The organism is Rhizobium sp. BK661 (assembly GCF_024808825.1).
Taxonomy (GTDB): Bacteria; Pseudomonadota; Alphaproteobacteria; order Rhizobiales; family Rhizobiaceae; genus Rhizobium.
The window spans coordinates 80,880-98,353 of record NZ_JANTYT010000017.1 but is presented as its reverse complement, the minus strand read 5'-3'; the positions used below and the strand labels follow the sequence as shown (position 1 = coordinate 98,353).

The following is a 17,474-nucleotide window of genomic DNA, read 5'->3' as shown; positions in this document are numbered from 1 at the left end:
TCGTAGCGGCGGCGTGTCATCATAGCTCCTAATTCGGAAGCCTTGAATCACGCCGAACGCAATACGCCAAGAGAATTTATGAGTTTACGGCCTAGTTGCCGGCTCCATTCAGCCGCGATAGCAGCCAAGATCATTGACCGCTCGCAAATGCAACGGCTGCCGTTCTGCGTTTGGAAGCGCTCTTGCACGAATTGCCGCTTCACCTTGGACTTCAGGAAAGGATCTGCAGGATAGTCGTCAGTCAGTACTTAAGCTCAACTTCCTCAGTCCACCAATAGACATGCTGGACGGTGGCGCCCATCACCGTCTTCTTAGTAATTAAAACGGCTGTTCCCAATGCCGGCCCAGGCTTGAATAGTCCACCGCCCCAGGGCGATGGGAAATAATCATCGTCTGCCTTCCATTTCGACCCGGAGGGATTATCTTGGTAAGCCATTTGTATGGCGCCGGTACTTTGCTGCATAAGCCAGACCTCAACCCGTACCGGTTGATACCCGTCAACGTAACCCAACGGTCCCGTTGGCCACTCGACGAATCCAGTGGCAATATTAATTTTTAAGGGTGAATCGAAATTTGCTGGCATGAGATCGCCCTCCGATCTTCTTGCAACAACTTATTCTACTATGTCGTATCTTCCAAAATTCCACAATGGAGTATCAATCGACTTATGTGAGGTTATTTTTTCTTTACTCCGGTCGAATATTACCCTTTGACCAGCTGGGCAGCTTTCTCCATTTCTTGCGGTCAGCTGAAGTGGATAGGCAAGCGATTTTTCTCCTCTCGCCGCTCGCCGTGCAGAGAGGACCGGGTGTTTAGACCTAAGAAAGTGCCTTAGTTATTCAGGCGCCGGGAGGCGGTATTTCAGCCCAATGTTCAATATCTTCGTCTCTCACCTTGATGCCAGCGCCACCGTACCAAAGCTCCATCGGCGCATGGTAGAACACAACGTTATAGTGGTACCCGCCCTCATCCTGTGAGCCGATTATAATCTGGCGACCATCTTTAACGTTAGAACGGTCTGAAATCGTATTCCAGTTCAGTTCCATGAGCTTGCCTCCCATCAGGACGTGCGCGCCAGCGCAAAAAGATTCGGCGCTTGGGATGACCTGCTGTCAAATCAATTCTGGCACCGCTAAACCGTGGTTTCTGCCGGTCCCGAGAGCCATCACTCCCGACTCGATTGGGCCGGTGACCGTTCATTTCCTGGGATTATCAGGTGAAATCACGGTTGACATGGGCCGGACAGGTGGCACCGAACACGCGAGCGGCGCCGAATCCTGTGTCGCCAAAAACCAGAAAGATATGCCCACCAATGCAGTTCGACCGACCAGACCTATGTATAGGTCAGAAGACGCCGGGAACAGGATATGCTCGTGGCAAATTATAATGGGGTAACGATGTCCAGAGTGTCGAATTTGCGTCGCGCACGCGATCCGGATGGAGGCCACAACGGGGCATTTGCCTTGGCTGCGGGAGGGCTCGCAGCCGAGCCGGCCCAGCTCTCCGGTGGCCAGCGGTAACGCGTCGCCATGGGACGGGCAATCGCCCGGGACCCGAAAGTCTTCCTGTTCGACGAACTATTGTCCAATCTTGATGCAAACTTGCGCGTCAAGATGCGGGCCGAGATCAAGGCGCTTCACCAACGCTTGAAAACGACGATCGTCTACGCCGCGCATGACCAGATCGAAGCGATGACCATGGCTGACAAGATCGTCGTGGTCCAGGGCGGCAAGGTGGAGCAGATCGGCAGCTCTCTGGAACTCTACGACAGGCCACGCAACGTATTTGTTGCAGGGTTTCTTGGTTGAGGGAACCATCTAGATCGGCACCAGCCCTTGGCTCGTGCTTGCAGGCGGGGCCCGCATCCGGCTTTCACGTTGCGTGCCAATTCGGACAAGAGGCCGTTCACACTCGGCATACGTCCCGAGGACATCACGCTTGGCGACCGAAACGGGCATCGAAGCCACAATCAAGGTCGTGGAGCCGACCGGTTCGGAAACCCATGTCGCCGTTGAGCTCGACGGCAGGGAACTAACATGGGTCGTGGGCGATCGCGTTGAGTTACGCGCGAGCAAAAGGTCAGGCTCCCCTTGGAAACGGCAAAGGCTCACTTCTTCGACCGACAGACCCAACAGAGGGCTGGAAACCTGAAGGAGCGCGCACCGTTCGCCGCGCTCTCGCCCCCTCAGCGCGTCAATTTGATTGTTCCGCGGGGGATCGACTTGACAAGCCGGCGTGTATATGGGTGCTGCGGGTCGCCGATGACCTTCTCTGTCGGTCCCTCCTCGACGATCTCGCCGAGATAGAGCACATAAATTCGCTCGGCGATCTGTCGCAGCACAGCGAGATCGTGCGTGATGAAGAGGTATGATAGCGCGTGTTCGACTTGCAGGCGTCGGAAGAGATTAAGCACCTGGCCCTGGACAGACACATCGAGAGCAGAGACGGGTTCGTCGCAGACGAGAATTGCCGGCTCGACCGCAAGCGCACGGGCAATCGCAACGCGCTGGCGTTCGCCGCCGGACAGCGACCTCGGACGGCGGGAAGTGTATGAAGCGGACAAGCCGACCTCGGCAAGCAGCGACACGATCCGTTCGGGTGTCACCGGGTCTGTGGCCCCCACCGCCGCCCCGAGTGCCTCTGCCAATGCCTGGCCGACGCTATGTCGGGGATTGAGCGTCGAATAGGCGTCCTGAAAAACCATCTGGATGGTCCGGCGTATTCTCGCAAGGTCCCCCTTGGTCAGGGCGCGATAATCGCCAGCCGAAATGCCGTCGATTACGATGTTGCCGGAGGTCGGGTTCTCGAGGCCAACGAGACAGCGCCCGATGGTCGTCTTGCCCGAACCGGATTCGCCAACCAGCCCCACACATTCCCCAGACCTGATGTGCAATGAAACCTCCCTCACTGCGCGGACCGGCCGTCCACGGGCTCCGGAGAAAGTCTTGCTGAGCGAGTCGACACGGACAAGGCAATCCGTGGTTTCTCCGCGACTCAACGCTTTCGGCTCCTCCGACAGTGCAGTCGCGCGCCGGGCATCGATCTCACTCTGGATCTCGTCCTGACGGAGACATGCGGTGGAGCGCAGAGCGCTGAGAGCACCGAGCGGCGGCTTGCTGGCGCGGCAAACCTCGCTTGCCCAATCACAGCGGTCTGCGAAACCGCAGCGGTCAATAACGTCGGCCGCGCGGGGCACGGAACCCCGCATGGCGACAAGGTTTTGCACACGAATATCAACCGGCGGTTCCGACAGGAGCAGCCCAAGGGTGTAGGGATGGAAAGGTCGACGCTCGACGGAAATGGCGTCGCCGACTTCCAGTACCGAGCCTGCATAGAGGACGTAGACGCGCTGGCAGGTCGCGAAGGCGAGCCGCAGATTGTGGGTGACAAGGATCAGGCCCATATGACGCTCTCGCTGGATATGGCCGAGGAGCTTCATGATATCGGCTTGACTGGTGACGTCGAGCGCCGTCGTGGCCTCATCGGCAATGAGCAGATCCGGGTCGCGCGCAAGCGCGGCAGCCATCGCGACACGCTGACACATGCCGCCCGACAACTCGAATGGCAGGCGGCGCGCCACATCGGGATCCGAAATCCCGACTTCCTCAAGGCGCCTTTGCACCTCGCCCCCCCTTGCCTGACGCGACGCGAACTCCGGCCGATCACGCAGCATCTCGTCAATGTGGTCACCGCAACGCATGAGCGGGTTCAGCATCGTGAAGGGATCCTGCATCAGCATCGAAACGCGATATCCGCGTAATTTGCGACGTTCGCGCTCGGGAAGCGGCATCACGGACATGCCGTCGAAGGTGATCGCACCGGTTGCGTTGAGGCCTGGCGGCAGAAGCCCGGCAATCGCGCGGGCCGTCACAGACTTTCCCGATCCAGACTCGCCAACGATTGCTATGCTCTCGCCGCGCTCCAACGCGATGCTCACTGATGTTGTGATTGCCGCCCTGCCGAACGAGATCGCAAGGCCCTCGACCTTGAGTAGCGGCCCACCTCCGCTAGCCTCGATCGACCCTGTCTTCATCTGGCGAACCGCTCGAGCAACCAGTCGCCGATGAGGTTTATGCTGATGGCGGTGACGATGATCATGCCAGCAGGCAAAAGCAGTGCAGCGGGATTTGAGAAGAGGATATTACGGTTCTCGAAGAGCATCCGGCCCCAGTCGGGGGCACCGGGTTCGATGCCGAGGCCGAGGAACGACAAGCCGGCGAGGTTCACCAGGGCAAAGGCGAAGTCAAGGATCACATACGCAAGGATGATCGGCGCCACATTCGGAAGAACGTGCACGAACAGGATGCGCGTCTTCGAAAGACCGAGCGTGCGCGCAGCTTCTATGTAAGGAAGGGGTCGCTGCTCGAGGACAGCACTGCGAACAATGCGGGTATCGGTAGCGGAAAATAGAACCACAAGAACGGCCACCGCGGTCCAGTAGCCGCCTCCCACGATACCGACGACAACGATCGCCAGAAGCGGTCCCGGCAACGCGAGCGTGACGTCAACCCAGCGCATGATCGCTGTGTCGACCAGGCCGCCGAAATAGCCTGACACCAACCCAAGCACGGTCGCGATCGCAAAGGAGCCGGCGGCGACGATGACCGGACCGACCAGAGCTGTCCGCGCGCCGTAGATGACGCGCGAAAGCACATCGCGCCCGAACAGATCCGTCCCTGCGAGGTGCGCGAGCGATGGCGGTGTATCGCCAGTCCCGAGTCGCTGGAGAAACGGTGAATCGGGGACAATCTTATCTCCAAGGATGGCGCTGACCGCTACTGTCGCGAGAACGAGCATGGCAACGAGCACGCTAGCGGCAACGCGCGGCCGCAGCTCCTCTACACCTCCTTCGTCGGCGGCCGGGCTGCTCATGGCCGAACCCTCCCAAAGCGGATGCGTGGGTCTATCATTGCGTAAATCACGTCGACTCCAAGATTCACCAGCACGACAAAAGTGGAAAATAGCAGAACAGTCCCCTGGATCGTCGGAATGTCGCGCTTCTGGATGGCGTCAACTGTCAAGGCGCCGAGGCCCGGCAACGAAAAGGTGACTTCGACGTAAATCGCCCCTGCCACAATACCGACAATGATGATCCCCGCGGCCGTGACCAGCGAAATGAGGGAATTCCTGAGGACGTAGGCAAAAAGAATACGGTGCGGGGAAAGGCCACGTGACCGTGCAAAGGTGACGTAGTCCTGCCCCAGCTCCTCGATCATCGCTGCACGCGTGATCTTGATGACGATTGCCATGACAGATATCGCCAGCGCCAGCGAAGGAAGTGCCAGGTGCCAGGCCCGGTCGAAAAAACCATCACCTGATCCGAAGATGGGAAACCAGCGCAGCAAAACACCGAAGAGGTAGAGGAGGAAGATACCGGTGACGAAGGCTGGCGAGCTTATCCCGAAAACACCCAGCAACACGACCACCCGGTCCAGGCGCGTACCTTGGCGATAAGCCGCAACGGCGCCAAGCAAGATGCCCGGGCCGAGAACAAGGGCACTGCTCATCAAGGTCAGGAAGACGGTGACGCCTAGCCGATCCTTGATGGTCCGCGTCACCGCCCGATTGCCCTGAATGGAGACGCCAAGGTCCCCCCGGATGACTTGCGACAGCCACTTTCCGTACTGCACCGGCAGCGGGTCATCCAGGTGGTATCGGGCGCGGATCACAGCAATCGTCGCCGGGTCTGCCGCACGCGTGCCAAGCAGAGAGCGCACCGGATCGCCTGGGGCGATATGGACGAGTGCGAAGACACCGAATGAGATGATCAGAAGAAGCGGGATCGCTATTGCGAACCGGCGCGCGAGAAACATGACGAGGGTCGAAGCCGTCATTGTCGTGCCCCACGGGTCCGCCCCAAACAGGTGCAAATGCATGCATCCACTTGATGTCGGTCGTGTGGGTCAAGGCTGTGGCATTGCGGAACGACCTGCATTTCCACGAAGCAGGCGTCTGGCCTCCCCTGCAGGTCCCTCATCTGCCGCCGATCGATGATGCGCGCTAAAAAAAGGTCCATCCGCCGGTACCTTCCGTCTTCGGCCGGTGTCGATCGATGGGGAAACACCCCTCTGTCTTCTTCCGGACAGCAGCGTCACCATGCCGGGCCAAACCCTCTCATGGCCCAGGGAACATTATACCAGAAGGCGGTATAGCCGTTGAGCCTGTACTTATTGCTGAGAGCCATCGCAGAGTTGGGCCAAAATATCGGCACAAGGGGGACTTTGTCGTTGACGATCGTGAACAGTTTCTTCAGCGCCACCGTGCGCTCCGTGGAATCGGACTTCTCGGTCGCAGTCTTCAGGAGCGCATCAACCTCAGCATCCTTGAAGTTCGAACCGTTCAGTCCATCCTTCCTCGCGGTCGCACTCGAGAAGAAGAGGTAGGGATAACTGACGGCGTCGGGATAGTCAGGATAATAGGCCATGATCTGCATTCCGAGCTTCTGATGGCGAAAATACTGGGCGAGCCAGGTGTTGTTGTCGGTTTCCTCGATCCTTGCACGGATACCGATCTGCTTCAGGTTCTCGACCACGGACTGCAGGATATTGACCATGTATGGATCGGCACTCGATGCCGGGATGGAAACGTCAAAACCGTCCGGATGGCCGGATTTTGCCAGTTCAGCCTTCGCTAGCCCTAGGTCGAATGGGTACTGCGCCAAGGTAGCGTAAAAGGCGCGGACCTCCTCGGGCAACATCAGCCCTGACCACATCTGCGGCGGATTGAGAGCCGTTGCTGCCTCTCCCTTGCCTTTGAGCAGAGCCTTAACCAAGCCTTCCCGGTCGACAGCATGGGCCACGGCGCGGCGAACATGGATGTCGTCGAACGGTGGCGCCGATTGGTCCAGGATGAGTGCATAGACGCCAAGAGAAGGCGTCGTCTCGACGTTGCCGAGTGCATCCCACTGGTCCAGGTCAGAAATGGCGATATCGAAGGTACCTGCTATGTCACCGTTCTGCATGGCTAGCAGCCGGGCCTGCCGGTCTGGTATTGCCTGGAAGACGATGCGTTTAGCAAAGGGTGTCCCACCCCAGTAATCATCGCGGGCCTCAAGAACGACGCGATCGGACGGAACAAATTCGGCTAACCTGTAGGGGCCGGTCCCAAGTGGCAGCACCTCCGGCGTTCCGATGCCGTTGTCCGCAAGTTGCTCCTTCTTGAAGACGAAGCCCGCCATGTGTGCAGCGGTATAGACGAACTGTACGTCGGGACCCTTCAACTTGACAGTGACCTGGTCTTTTGCTGTCGCCTTGACGGCTGCCACCGAATTGTAGAAGGAGGCCAGCTGTGAACCGGAGTCCGGGTTCATGTGATATTCCATGGTGGCAACGACATCGTCGGCCGTTAAGGGAGATCCGTCGCCAAAGGTGACGCCACCACGCAGGTGATAATGCAGCGTCGTCGCATTCTCCTGGTTCCAGGTGTCAGCGGCAGCGAGCTCAAGGCTGAGATCGTCTCCGAACGTCAGCAGTCCCTCCTGGACGAGCGACATGATCGCCCCGACATACGTTGTCCAGGCATGTGGGATCAACAGCGTTTCCGCAACGCTGGGCAAGGCCCATGTAACCTCGCCGATCTGATCACCGGCACGTGCCGACGGTATGATCGAACGTGTTCCCGAAAGGGCGACCGCTGTGGTCAGAAGCACGCCGTTCACCATCGCACAACGTCGCGTCAAGCTGATGTCCATTTCGCTCCCCAGTCGCGCAAGGGTACATTAGGCACCATTAATGTACCTGTCTCGTTGCCGGGCCTCAAGAGGCACGTCAGGCACCGTGCAAACCAATTCGAAGCAGTGGACGAACAACGGATGGCGCCGGCCGATTCTGGTCGTCGCATTCGCAGCAATAGGCTATTGTTTTGTTCTGGAACGACGTGTGATGAAGGCAAGTCTGCCAGCAGAAGGGCGATATTATGCCATTGCCTCGGGTCGGACGAAAGCTCGCAGCAATTCTGGTTGCAGATGTCGTCGGCTATTCAGGCCTCGTCGAGGCGGACGAAAGCGGAACGCTCACCGCGTTGAAACATTTACGGCAATCCCTCATGGAGCCGTTGTTTTCCGAGCACCACGGCCGGATCGTCAAGGTCATGGGTGACGGACTGATCGCGGAATTCAACTCCGTCGTCGATGCCGTAGCTTGTGCTGTGACCATGCAGGAAAAGGTGGCCGACTGGCAAAGGCCGGTCAATTCCGAACGCCGGATCGTCTTACGCATCGGCATAAACCTCGGAGATGTCGTGGTCGAGGATGACGACCTGCTCGGCGATGGCATCAACGTCGCCGCTCGTCTCGAACAAATTTGCCCTCCCGGAAGCGTATTGATCACGGGCTCGGCCTACGAGCAACTCCCCGGCAAGATCGATGTCGATTTCGAATATGCCGGCGAGCAGCAACTGAAGAACATCAGCCGGCCTGTCAAGATCTACCGGATGGCAGCCCGAACGGCCGAGGTCAGGCCGCTGGCGCCCGGGCTGCACGAGCCGAGCACCGACATCCGAAAGACGGTCACGATCCTTTTTGCCGACATCGTGGATTCCTCCCGACTCGGGCTTGCGCTTGACCCGGAAGCGCTTCGCAACGTCCTCAAACGCTACTTTGGCGAGATCAGCGCTGTCGTGCAGCGCCATGGCGGAATCGTTGAAAAGTATATCGGGGACGCCATCATGGCCGTTTATGGCACGCCCACAGCCAACGAAGACGACGCTACGCGGGCCGTGCGGGCAGCGGCGGAAATGAGAGAAAGACTTGCCGATCTTAATCAGGAACTGGAGGCTGGGTGGGGAGTACGCCTTGTAAACCGGATAGGCATCAACACGGGTGAGGTTATCGCCAGCGCGGATTCGCGGGGGTTTCTCTCGGTCGCCGGCGAAGCCGTCAATACAGCAAAGCGGCTGGAGGAAGCAGCCCTGCCGAACGAGATCCTGATCGGCAAATCGACACACAGGCTGGTACGCGATGCGGTCGTCGTTTCACCAAGCGGCCCGCGCCTACTCAAGCACGGCGAGACCATCACAGCGCTTGTCGTTAGCGAAGTCCTCCATCACGCGCCGGGGCTTGCGCGCCGCTTCGATTCCCCTTTTGTCGGACGCGAACGCCAGCGCGTCCTGCTGGAAACCGTCTTCCAGAACGCGGTCGGCGACAGGACATGCCATATGGTCAGCGTCCTTGGTGATGCCGGGGTCGGAAAGTCACGGCTCGTACGGGAGTTCTCGCGTGGTCTTGCGGAAGACGTTACGGTCTTGCACGGCAACTGTCTGCCCTACGGCGAAGGCATCACCTATTGGCCATTGGCCGAGATCGTCCGGGAATTCACGCGGGCCGAGGGGCTGGATGGAGGTGAGCAACTCGCAGCTATGATCGAAGCGCAGCTTGCAGGGGACGAAAAGGCCAGCCTCATTGCCGAGCGCGTCGCTGGGGCGCTTGGCCTCGGCGGCGCGGTACAAGGGACCACCGAGGAGACCGCCTGGGCCGTGCGCAAGCTTCTGGAGGCACTCGCCCGATCCGGTCCGCTCGTCGTCGTGGTGGACGATGTTCATTGGGCGGAGCCAACATTCCTGGACCTGCTCGAGCACGTTGCCGACTTCTCCCGCGACGTCCCAATTCTCCTTGTCTGCATCGCGCGGCCGGAACTCTTCGACGCTCGACCCGGCTGGGGAGCGGGCAAGCGCAATGCAACCTCGATCTTTCTCGAGCGGCTGAGCGACGAGGAATGCCATACGCTCATATCCAATCTGCTCGGCGGCGCACCACTCCCGCCGGCTGTCGAATCGAGGATCTTCGGTGCCGCCGGTGGTAATGCACTCTTCGCTGAGGAGCTTGTCGCAATGCTGATTGACGAGAACCTACTGCGTCGCGCGCCCGATGGCTGGGTCACCGTGTCCGATCTCGCCGATCTGCCGGTTCCCTCGTCGATCAACGCTCTTCTCGCCGCCCGGCTCGAGCGGCTCCCATCCGTGGAGCGTTCGATCTTGAGGACCGCAGCGGTGGAGGGCGCAGTTTTCCACCAAGGAGCAGTCAGCGAACTGGCGAAACCCCTGTTAGATGCGCTCGAGGCCGGGCTGCTTGCGCTTGTGCGCCGGGATCTGATCCGGCCGGAGGCTCCGACCTTCCCTGGAGACAAGGCCTATCGCTTCAGGCATGCCCTCATCCGGGATGCCGCATATCGATCCTTGTCGAAAGGTTCGCGGGCCGAGTTGCACGAACACTTCGCCGCCTGGCTTGAACGAGCGACTGCAGACCGTCTTCGCGAATTCGAGGAATTTGTCGGCTATCACCTTGAACAGGCCTTTCAATACCGGACATCACTCGGACCACGCGATACCCGTACTGCCTCTCTTGCCGCCCGTGCAGGCGAACGGCTCGAGGCGGCCGGAAGACGGGCGCTTGTTCGCAGCGACCTTCCGGCGGCAATCAGCCTTCTCGAGCGTGTATCGCGGCTCATTCCAAGGGATGACCCACGCCGGATCGCGCTGCTTGCCGAATTGAGCGGTGCGCAGATCGAGAGCGGCCGACTGGACGATGCGGGCCGTATCCTCGACGAAGCCGAACAGCTTGCCGCCGCCTCCAGAGACCGGCGTTTGGTTGCGCATGTCAGCATCCAGCGACAGTTCCTGCAACTCCTCCTCGCCCAGGAGGGCGGGGTAAAGCAAGCAGAAGAGGCCGCAATTGAGGCTGTCCCGATCTTCGAAAGTCTGGGAGACGACCTCGGTCTATGCCGTGCACACCGACTAAAGGCCTGGCTTCGTTTCAACGGCGCCCGGGGCGAGGCGGCAGCCGAAGCTTGGGAGCGCGCTGCAATTCACGCCAGGCATGCGGGCGATTGGCACGAATATCACGAAATCCTGACCTGGATTGCTTCATCGCTCTGGTTTGGCCCCACCCCTGCCGCCGAAGGAATTAGCCGCTGCGAGGCCATGCGTGTGGAAGTGACCGAAAGCCCAGTGTCCGAGGCCGCAATCCTGCGTCAACTCGCTTCCCTCAACGCAATCGCCGGCCGCTTTTCTGTTGCCCGCGACCAAATCGCAAAGAGCAATGCGGCGTACGCCGACTTCGGCCTCAGCCACACCCTTTATGTAGCATCCTCAGAACATGAAGCCGTCGTCGAACTGCTCGCCGGCAATCCTGCCGCTGCAGAAAGAAGCGCGCGCGCTTCCTACCACGCGCTTGAGGCGATGGGCGAGCGCGCCTTTCGTTCGACGATGGCGGCCTCGCTTGCAGCCGTTCTCCTGGAGCAAGGTCGTGACGATGAGGCAGAGGAGTTTACGGCCGTGAGTTCGGAGCTTGCTGCAATCGATGATCTGGTGACGCAGGTTCGCTGGCGGCGTGTGCGCGCACGTATTCTTGCCCGCAGGGCGAAAATCCAGGAGGCCGAAGCCCTTGCGCGCGCCGCAGTGGAGTTCGCCGAAAAGACGGACTTCGTCAACGACAGGGCCGTAGCACTTGTCGATTTGTCCTATGTCCTCGAGGCGTCCGGCCAACATAGCGACGCGTTCGCCGCGGCGTCAGTTGCGTTGCGTCTATACGAGCGCAAGGGAAACGTGGTTGCCGCAGCCAACACAAAGCGTCGACTGGCAGAGTTCGACAAGACGTGACAAATGGCGCACTACCGGCGAGATTGGCCTAGCCACGCTCCTTGCCGCTCGGGCTCCGCTGGACAGGACCGAAGACCGCGTCCATAGCCTCTCCGCGGGCTACCCGCTCAAGCTTTTCTTCGGCTCTGCCGATTGCCTCGGCGACCCTCTTCTGCAAAGTCCGCAGGACGTCGACCTGGGTCTTGTAGCGCTCAATGAATTCGCGCTCCTCCATGGTCATTGTATCCTCCATCTGCGTCTCGCTCGACCATTCCAGATCGGCGCTAATCCCGAAGTGTGACAACATCGAACCACCAATCATACTGGTAATGTCCATCATCATCGCGCAATGCGAGGAGCGAAATTCCGACCGCAGGACCGGGCGCAAAGCGTCCGTTTCTCCACCCAGCTTCGGGCGCGGTCCAGCGCCCACTCTGGAAGCCTGTCCAGGAACTCTGAGCGGAGCTCTGACTTGGTCCGGCCCAAACCTGCCCTGGGCCAATTCCGCCACCCTGTACGACCCAGGCTTCGACCCACCTGGGTTCGTAGTCCGGATCGATGTCGGTCATCGGACCCGTCGGCCATTCAATTCGACCTGTCTCGGAGTCAATATGCTGATTTGGATCCCAATTGGCTGGCATGACGTCTCCCCAATCGCTACCGGGCAATCCGCCCTTTAAACATGAACAAGAGAACAACTGCGCAGTAAGTATGTCCCAACTCGGTGACCAGGGCTAGGTTAAATCTCTCGCCAGAAACAGCATTATATTTCCTCCTGGATCATATCGCGCACAAGTGAACTCCGGCGAATTACTAAACGCTAACAATAAGGTTACGCCGAACATTACTCCGACATACTGACGCTTTTGGACGCGCAACCCGACGTTCCGAATAAGAATCAGTCAACGGCTGAGAGCGTGTCTTGGCGTTGTTTCGTCACTCTCGACTTGATCCCCGTTCGACCGAACGGCACACGCTTAGCACCTACTTGTGGTGTCACCTGCGGGTGGCGCCAAGCCTCGCGAGGACCTCGCCGGGAATCTGGTAGCGATCGATGACATCTCCGTTGTTGCGAAGGCCGCAGATCTCCCGCTGGATGAACAGGGCCCATACTGCATCAGAAGCGTCATCCAGAAGCGTCATCCGATCAATTCGTTGATGGCTTTCCGAAGACCATGCAGCCAAATTCGCCAACGCGGCCTCCGCCTTGCGGCCCTGTCGACCGAGAGCATCCGCGCGCTCGGAGGCGAGCTCGTAATCAAGTGGGTTCACGAGCGAGTGGCTGGAGATCGATTGTGGCAGCATGAGTGGCACATTGCCTCACTTCCCGAGCGGTTTGCTCGAAGCGCAACGGGTACCTGATCGACCAAGTCTAATGCTGGTGCGCCCACCAGGAAAGACAAATTGAGCAGACCTATCAGTCGAGGACCTGAACCAAAGCAGCAATCAAGAGGAGCATTTTGGCTCCGTCGACATCCGAGGACGCAGCGGCGCAGCTGCCGAGGAGCTCCTCAAGGGCTGGCGGTATCTCGGAGAATGTAACCGGATACAAACAGGGGCGTTGGCCCGCAATACTTACGTTGCGAAAGGCCAACGCAAACAACGTTCAACTTGAATGTCACCTATCGTCGCGAACATGCTGATTAGTTGATGACTTCGATGATGCGGTGGGTATGGGGATCGACGATCACGCGTTGTTTGTTGATTACTGTGTAAGCGTATGCATCATTGCTGGGGATCGTGTGAACTTCGATGGAGGACGGCAGCTCTGTTCCGACAACGATATCGCCGTCATACGTCACCGACGGAACCTCCTGCTCGGTAATGTAAGTCCTTACCTCGCCGGGCACTGTCACGACGGTGGTTTGTGCCATTGCCGGGACACTCAACATCATTGCCGCGATTGCTGCTGTAACATGCACTTTCATAATTACCTCCAATGTTTCTGGAGGGATGAACTCCATCCTCGCTTGAAGGTTCCGACGACACCAGCAACAGATGTGTTCGGATATTAGTGCAACATCTGGTGCGACCCCTCGTCCGGCGCGACGATTGCAGTCAACAGCAGTTTGTCGATCCGTCGCCCGTCAAGGTCGACGACCTCGATACGCCAGCCATTCATAATGAAGCTCTCGCCGACCTCGGGTAGATGCTTCATTTCCTCCAGCACAAGACCCGCGACTGTCTGATAGTCCCTGTCGCCATCAATCTGGAAATTCATGAAATCCGCGAACTCGTCGATTGGCGTCCAGCCGGATACGAGGTAACTGCCGTCGTGACGACGCACAATGGCTTGCTCGCCGATCGAGTCTTCCTGGACGGCACCCAGAATTGCCTCCAGGATGTCGCCGGAGGTAATCACCCCCTCGAAGTGGCCATATTCGTCATAGACCAGTACCATGTGACAGCTTGATCGACGAATTGCCTGAATGACGTCCAGTGCGCCTGACAGATCCGATACGATCGGCACCTGCTTAACGAGCGTCCCGATTTCGACATGACCCGAGGATGCCAAGGCGTCATAGAAGTCCTTGGTCAAGAGCACGCCGATAATCTCGTCCGAGCTATTCTTGCGTACCGGCAGTCGCGCCTGCGCGCTCAGGCGGAGTTGCTCCCGGATCTCCGGGAAACTGTCTTCGACATCAATCACCTCCACCTCCCGGCGCGGTGTCATCAAGGCACGTGCGTTTCGGTCGGCCAACCTCATCACCCCGGAGATCATCGCCGACTCTTCCGTCTCGATGACACCGGCGCTGTGCGCTTCTGCCAGAACAGTCTTGATTTCCTCGTCTGTGACGACATCGCCCGACTTGCCTGCCTGGCCGAGAAGGCGAAGGATTGTCCGTCCTGATGCGTCGAGCAGCCAGACGAGCGGCGCGGCAAGCCGGGACAGGAAAATCATCGCCGGTGCGACCTTGCTCGCCACGGTCTCCGGCGCACGAAGCGCAATCTGCTTTGGCACCAGTTCGCCAACAATCAATGAGAGATAGGTGATCGCGACAACGACCGAGCCGACGCCAAGCGCATCAGCAGCTGCTGGCGACAGACCCTGCGTACCAAGCCAGCCGGCCAGTCGAGCGCCAAGCGTCGCGCCCGAGAATGCACCTGATAGCACGCCGACCAGCGTGATGCCGATCTGCACTGTCGACAGAAACCGCCCGGGCTCCTCGCCAAGCCTCATAGCCATGGCGGCCCCGCGACTGCCCTGGTCGGCAAGAACCTTCAAACGAGCCGGCCGCGAGGAAACGACGGCAAGCTCCGACATGGCGAGAACGCCATTCAAGATGGTAAGAATGGCAACGATTGAAATTTCGAGAAGCAAAAATGGAAACCCTGTAACGTCGAAGCTACGCGAAACATAGGCATTCTCAGACAGAACACCAGCGGCAATCCCGTCGCGGTAGCTGTTTCTTTTGCTCAACGCCCACAAGGGAAGGCAGGCCACCGGCGGCAACTTGCTTTCCCGCGTGTCAGGCTTTCCTTGGTACTCCCTCTTCCTGATTTGCAAAATCGGTCTGTTTTCTTGGGAGGCCATATCCAGTCGGCCGGACACCGAGGAGCCAACGCGGGCGTCTCAGCCGCCAAGGCGTGCCGAGCGCCGCGTCATTTCCTTGCGCGCGACATAAGCGCCGAGCGACACAAGCAGGGCGCCGGCGACGAGCGCGATCAACAGGTGCACATGCAGTTGCAAGCGTCCGAGCATGGCTTCGATGGCCTGCCCGGCCAGGAACCCGGCGCCTGTTATCATGATACCCCAGGCCGATGCGGCAATCGCGTTGAGGCTGACAAATTTCCAGCCCGGAACGCTGGATACACCGATCGCAACAGGACTGATCGTGCGAATCCCGTATATGAACCGAAAGGCCAGGATAAAGCTTGTCGGACGCGCTTCGAGGAGGCGAGTCGCCCCGGCGATCGGTGCCGAGTCAAGAAGCCTCTTCACATAGGACCATTTCGCTGCGTGGCGGCCCAACAGGAAGAAGATCTGGTCTGCGGTAAACGAACCAAGACTTGCCGCTAAGGCAACCTGCCAGTAGGCGATGAGGTGGCGGTGGGCAGCGATTCCGCCGAGAAAAGCCGCTGTTTCGCCTTCGATACCAGCGCCAAGAAACACGGCGAACACGCCGTAGTCACCGATCAGCTTTTCCAGCAATGTCTGACCTCCAGTGTTCCACGGACGCAATCTGCATTGGATTCATTCTGGCGGCAATCTGTCCGCTCTACATGCAAGAGCTATAGCTTGCAGGCCATCCCGCGAGACTGTATCCCGCCAGTCAGGTGCGATCCCATTGGACGCATCGTGGCACCTGGGGAGGACGGCAATGAAGATTGAGAAGATCGGTTTCATCGGAACCGGGACGATTTCCGAGGCCATGATCAGGGGACTGCTGGCAGAATCCCCCGCTCTCTTGCATGTCATTGTTTCGCCCCGAAGCGCCGAGATTTCGCAACGTCTCGCCGCCGAATTCGCAGAGGTCTCGATTGCGGCAGACAACCAGTCGGTCATCGATCAGAGCGATATGGTTGTCCTGGCATTCCGACCTCAAATTGCACAGGACGTCATGAGTGAGCTGAAGTTCCGAACCGGGCAATCCGTTCTCAGCGTCATTGCGGCGACCGATCGCCAGACCCTTCTCGGATGGATTGGTGTGGAAGTTCAACTCGTACAGGCCATTCCATTGCCTTTCGTCGCACGTCGCGAAGGTGTGACCGCCATCTTCCCGGCAGATAACGACGTTGCAGACCTTTTTTCCGTTCTTGGGACCACAGTCGAGTGCGACACGAAGCAGGAATATGATCTTCTGGCTGCGGCCAGCTCGCTGATGTCGACCGTTCTCGGGATCATGGACATGTCGGCTGCCTGGCTTGAAGATAATGGCCTCGCCGCCGACAAGGGACGCGCCTATATCGCGGCGTTATTTACCAGTCTGTCGCAAACCGCCATGCGTTCCGACGTCCCGCTTGTCGACCTCAGTCGCGAGTTCGCGACCAAGGGTGGCCTGAACGAACAGGTATTGTCCGATTTCAAGGCAAAAGGCGGACATGACGCGTTGATATCGGCACTTGATCGCGTCCTGAGGCGGATCAAGGGCGACACCGACACTTGACAGCGGGCCCTATGTCTTAGCGATCATTTCGGATACACCAAAATAACGGTGGTGCGGTTTGCTTTTTGATCGCATCGGGATAAGGATCCGGAGGCAAGCAGGGAGTTTCGAGATCCAATGTCAAAGCCCCGGTTGAGAAGGGAAGCTGACCTCCTTCTGCATCGTGGAACAAGAACGGCAAGTGGCGACTATGCCCTGAGCCGTTCACGCAGGCCTGCCAATGTCCAGCGCGTTATCGGCGCGTTGGGTAACATCCTGATGTCGGATGCAGCTCCTTTCATGGAAAAATTCGTCGCCGGCAAGGTATTTCACCTCCTGCAGGAGCCCGGCGCCGTCGCGATGAAGCCGGCTAGCCCTCTGCCCTTGGCGCCGCAGTTGCAATTCGCGCTACGCAACCTGGCCTCCAGGGGGGAGCCTTACGCCGAAGCTGCCGCCGCCATCACCGATGTCGCCAGGAGCCTGGAATGGGTCGCCAGCAAGACCGGCCCGTTTGCCAGCATCAACATCGAGCATACCCACGCTCATGCGGTAATCGCGGGCATGTCTGGCATGGAGGAGCGCAGCGACGTCGCTCTCGGTCTGACCATCATGGCACCCTACAGCCGCTTCCCCGATCACATCCAGTTTCGGTCCCGCGTCTTTCTCTCGCTGTCCGACTGCGAATTCTCATGCGACGATAAGGGATGGCAACGCGGCACGGTCGGTTCGATCTTCTTCAATGAAGCCGGCCATAACGTCGCAATGCGATGCACGTCACGGCCACTCCTGGCGGCCTGGTGCCACGTCGAGAAGTGA

The 17,474-nt window shown here is 59.1% G+C and carries 14 protein-coding genes and 1 pseudogene; 4 read left to right on the top strand and 11 right to left on the bottom strand.

What is annotated here, in order from left to right; all coding sequences use genetic code 11:
- Positions 1-241 precede the first annotated feature (241 nt).
- Together FHX16_RS24910 and FHX16_RS24905 are read right to left on the bottom strand one after the other, a co-directional pair.
- Complete coding sequence (locus FHX16_RS24910; RefSeq protein WP_259130904.1) at positions 242-583, bottom strand: hypothetical protein; 342 nt, start codon at positions 581-583, stop codon at positions 242-244.
- A 256-nt stretch (positions 584-839) separates the two neighbouring features.
- Entirely contained in the window at positions 840-1,046 is a 207-nt protein-coding gene (locus tag FHX16_RS24905; RefSeq protein ID WP_259130902.1) for a hypothetical protein, read from the bottom strand.
- Positions 1,047-1,478: 432 nt separating this feature from the next.
- Here FHX16_RS24905 and FHX16_RS31495 point away from each other — a divergent pair.
- Positions 1,479-2,138, top strand: a pseudogene (locus FHX16_RS31495) (ABC transporter ATP-binding protein); the annotation flags it as partial.
- A 47-nt stretch (positions 2,139-2,185) separates the two neighbouring features.
- Here the strand turns inward: FHX16_RS31495 and FHX16_RS24895 are convergent.
- From FHX16_RS24895 to FHX16_RS24880, 4 genes are all read right to left on the bottom strand, one after another.
- Positions 2,186-4,033 carry an ABC transporter ATP-binding protein gene (locus FHX16_RS24895; RefSeq protein WP_259130900.1) on the bottom strand — a complete coding sequence of 616 codons (1,848 nt, stop codon included), beginning with the start codon at positions 4,031-4,033 and terminating at the stop codon, positions 2,186-2,188.
- Complete coding sequence (locus FHX16_RS24890; RefSeq protein ID WP_183757517.1) at positions 4,030-4,872, bottom strand: ABC transporter permease; 843 nt, start codon at positions 4,870-4,872, stop codon at positions 4,030-4,032. The genes FHX16_RS24895 and FHX16_RS24890 overlap by 4 nt, the downstream gene beginning before the upstream one ends.
- The gene (locus FHX16_RS24885) at positions 4,869-5,834 is read right to left on the bottom strand and encodes an ABC transporter permease (RefSeq protein ID WP_259130898.1); all 966 of its coding nucleotides are present in this window, start codon (positions 5,832-5,834) and stop codon (positions 4,869-4,871) included. Before FHX16_RS24885 ends, FHX16_RS24890 begins: the two co-directional genes overlap by 4 nt.
- 257 nt (positions 5,835-6,091) lie before the next feature.
- Positions 6,092-7,690: an ABC transporter substrate-binding protein gene (locus tag FHX16_RS24880; RefSeq protein WP_259130896.1), complete on the bottom strand. Its 1,599-nt coding sequence runs from the start codon at positions 7,688-7,690 to the stop codon at positions 6,092-6,094.
- A gap of 224 nt (positions 7,691-7,914) precedes the next feature.
- Here FHX16_RS24880 and FHX16_RS24875 point away from each other — a divergent pair, with 224 nt between their 5' ends.
- Complete coding sequence (locus FHX16_RS24875) at positions 7,915-11,592, top strand: adenylate/guanylate cyclase domain-containing protein (protein WP_259130894.1); 3,678 nt, start codon at positions 7,915-7,917, stop codon at positions 11,590-11,592.
- A 28-nt stretch (positions 11,593-11,620) separates the two neighbouring features.
- Here the strand turns inward: FHX16_RS24875 and FHX16_RS24870 are convergent, their stop codons facing one another.
- The 5 genes from FHX16_RS24870 to FHX16_RS24850 form a co-directional block, all read right to left on the bottom strand.
- Positions 11,621-12,004, bottom strand: coding sequence for a hypothetical protein (locus FHX16_RS24870; protein WP_259130892.1), 384 nt, complete (start codon positions 12,002-12,004; stop codon positions 11,621-11,623).
- 563 nt (positions 12,005-12,567) lie between these two features.
- On the bottom strand, positions 12,568-12,876 hold the full coding sequence (locus FHX16_RS24865; RefSeq protein WP_259130907.1) for a DUF6665 family protein: 309 nt from the start codon (positions 12,874-12,876) through the stop codon (positions 12,568-12,570).
- Between the two features lie 338 nt (positions 12,877-13,214).
- Positions 13,215-13,499 (bottom strand): DUF1236 domain-containing protein, encoded by a 285-nt coding sequence (locus tag FHX16_RS24860; RefSeq protein WP_259130890.1) that lies wholly within the window; start codon positions 13,497-13,499, stop codon positions 13,215-13,217.
- A gap of 83 nt (positions 13,500-13,582) precedes the next feature.
- Positions 13,583-14,893 (bottom strand): hemolysin family protein, encoded by a 1,311-nt coding sequence (locus FHX16_RS24855; protein WP_183757631.1) that lies wholly within the window; start codon positions 14,891-14,893, stop codon positions 13,583-13,585.
- 252 nt (positions 14,894-15,145) lie between these two features.
- On the bottom strand, positions 15,146-15,724 hold the full coding sequence (locus FHX16_RS24850; RefSeq protein WP_183757523.1) for a DedA family protein: 579 nt from the start codon (positions 15,722-15,724) through the stop codon (positions 15,146-15,148).
- Between the two features lie 169 nt (positions 15,725-15,893).
- On the opposite strand from FHX16_RS24850, the gene FHX16_RS24845 reads away from it, so the two are divergent.
- On the top strand, positions 15,894-16,679 hold the full coding sequence (locus tag FHX16_RS24845; protein WP_183757524.1) for a pyrroline-5-carboxylate reductase: 786 nt from the start codon (positions 15,894-15,896) through the stop codon (positions 16,677-16,679).
- A 279-nt stretch (positions 16,680-16,958) separates the two neighbouring features.
- On the top strand, positions 16,959-17,474 hold the full coding sequence (locus FHX16_RS24840) for a dimethylsulfonioproprionate lyase family protein (protein WP_246712669.1): 516 nt from the start codon (positions 16,959-16,961) through the stop codon (positions 17,472-17,474).

What these genes read in the sequence shown, in the direction of transcription:
- FHX16_RS24910 (WP_259130904.1), bottom strand. Translation starts at nt 583, where the DNA reads ATGCCAGCAAATTTCGATTCACCCTTAAAAATTAATATTGCCACTGGA.
- FHX16_RS24905 (WP_259130902.1), bottom strand. Translation starts at nt 1,046, where the DNA reads ATGGAACTGAACTGGAATACGATTTCAGACCGTTCTAACGTTAAAGAT.
- FHX16_RS24895 (WP_259130900.1), bottom strand. Translation starts at nt 4,033, where the DNA reads ATGAAGACAGGGTCGATCGAGGCTAGCGGAGGTGGGCCGCTACTCAAG.
- FHX16_RS24890 (WP_183757517.1), bottom strand. Translation starts at nt 4,872, where the DNA reads ATGAGCAGCCCGGCCGCCGACGAAGGAGGTGTAGAGGAGCTGCGGCCG.
- FHX16_RS24885 (WP_259130898.1), bottom strand. Translation starts at nt 5,834, where the DNA reads ATGACGGCTTCGACCCTCGTCATGTTTCTCGCGCGCCGGTTCGCAATA.
- FHX16_RS24880 (WP_259130896.1), bottom strand. Translation starts at nt 7,690, where the DNA reads ATGGACATCAGCTTGACGCGACGTTGTGCGATGGTGAACGGCGTGCTT.
- FHX16_RS24875 (WP_259130894.1), top strand. Translation starts at nt 7,915, where the DNA reads ATGCCATTGCCTCGGGTCGGACGAAAGCTCGCAGCAATTCTGGTTGCA.
- FHX16_RS24865 (WP_259130907.1), bottom strand. Translation starts at nt 12,876, where the DNA reads ATGCTGCCACAATCGATCTCCAGCCACTCGCTCGTGAACCCACTTGAT.
- FHX16_RS24860 (WP_259130890.1), bottom strand. Translation starts at nt 13,499, where the DNA reads ATGAAAGTGCATGTTACAGCAGCAATCGCGGCAATGATGTTGAGTGTC.
- FHX16_RS24845 (WP_183757524.1), top strand. Translation starts at nt 15,894, where the DNA reads ATGAAGATTGAGAAGATCGGTTTCATCGGAACCGGGACGATTTCCGAG.
- FHX16_RS24840 (WP_246712669.1), top strand. Translation starts at nt 16,959, where the DNA reads ATGGAAAAATTCGTCGCCGGCAAGGTATTTCACCTCCTGCAGGAGCCC.